Source organism: Aestuariivita boseongensis, from assembly GCF_001262635.1.
Lineage (GTDB): Bacteria > Pseudomonadota > Alphaproteobacteria > Rhodobacterales > Rhodobacteraceae > Aestuariivita > Aestuariivita boseongensis.
This window is the reverse complement of record NZ_JXYH01000119.1, coordinates 1-1,006: the sequence shown is the minus strand read 5'-3', so window position 1 is coordinate 1,006 and position 1,006 is coordinate 1. Positions and strand designations below refer to the sequence as shown.

Here is a 1,006-nt window from a genome sequence, read left to right as displayed (position 1 = left end):
CCGTTCGCTCGCCGCTACTAGGGGAGTATCAATTGATTTCCTTTCCTCCGGGTACTTAGATGTTTCAGTTCCCCGGGTTTGCTCTTAAAACCCTATGTATTCAGGTCTTAAGTACCTGTTTCAGCTTCATATTGATTGCCGAAGCAAACAATATGGAACTGTCAGGTGGGTTGCCCCATTCGGAGATCCTGGGATCAAAGCCTATTCTCGGCTCCCCCAAGCTTATCGCAGAGTATCACGTCCTTCATCGCCTCTTACTGCCAAGGCATTCACCAAACGCCCTTCTCGCGCTTGATTTGATCCAGAAAAAGACAGGCTTGCGCATGTCACAGATGAAGAAGCTGGTAAGAAACTTCATCCCTTATTCTGAACCAAAAGCATACTATCCCGCTCCTGCTGATGTCGGTCAGCAGGAACATTGGTTAGTGTACTTGACTTGGACAACACTGCCTGTTTCAGCCGGGATATTCGTAAAAGGGCGAGGAAGCACCCTGGAACGAACCTTCCACCGAAGCGGAACCAACTGAGGTTATGCCGTACTTAGCACAACCGAACAGTGTCGTTATTGTATCTCTCTATACGATGTAAAAGTCATCCAATTGGATGGTTAAACACTTGAAAGTGCTTAACGATCAAATCGGAAGGATGGTGGAGCCTAGGAGGATCGAACTCCTGACCTCCTGAATGCAAATCAGGCGCTCTCCCAGCTGAGCTAAGGCCCCATTTCAGGCAAAACGCCCGATGTTTTGGTGGGTCGAGGAGGACTTGAACCTCCGACCTCACGCTTATCAGGCGTGCGCTCTAACCACCTGAGCTACCGACCCAGAACAGACCGGTAGGTCTGTGATATTCTGAAGAGATATGAGGACGGCTCGGCCCTTTGATGTGATCGGTTTTGATTGCCGATCTTCTGCTAAGTGTTTCACGATCAAGAGCAAGCTCTGTGATGCTAGAAACATCCTTAGAAAGGAGGTGATCCAGCCGCAGGTTCCCCTACGGCTACCTT

The 1,006-nt window shown here is 49.4% G+C and carries 1 protein-coding gene, 2 tRNA genes and 1 rRNA gene; 1 reads left to right on the top strand and 3 read right to left on the bottom strand.

Going from position 1 to position 1,006, the window contains the following annotated elements:
* Nucleotides 1-297, bottom strand: a 23S ribosomal RNA gene (locus TR61_RS19410); the annotation flags it as partial.
* A gap of 35 nt (nt 298-332) precedes the next feature.
* Here TR61_RS19410 and TR61_RS20235 point away from each other — a divergent pair.
* Nucleotides 333-527 carry a hypothetical protein gene (locus TR61_RS20235; RefSeq protein WP_172677038.1) on the top strand — a complete coding sequence of 65 codons (195 nt, stop codon included), beginning with the start codon at nt 333-335 and terminating at the stop codon, nt 525-527.
* A 119-nt stretch (nt 528-646) separates the two neighbouring features.
* Here the strand turns inward: TR61_RS20235 and TR61_RS19405 are convergent.
* A tRNA-Ala gene (locus tag TR61_RS19405) sits at nt 647-722 on the bottom strand.
* Nucleotides 723-747: 25 nt separating this feature from the next.
* Nucleotides 748-824 (bottom strand) — tRNA-Ile (locus TR61_RS19400).
* Nucleotides 825-1,006: the final 182 nt, after the last annotated feature.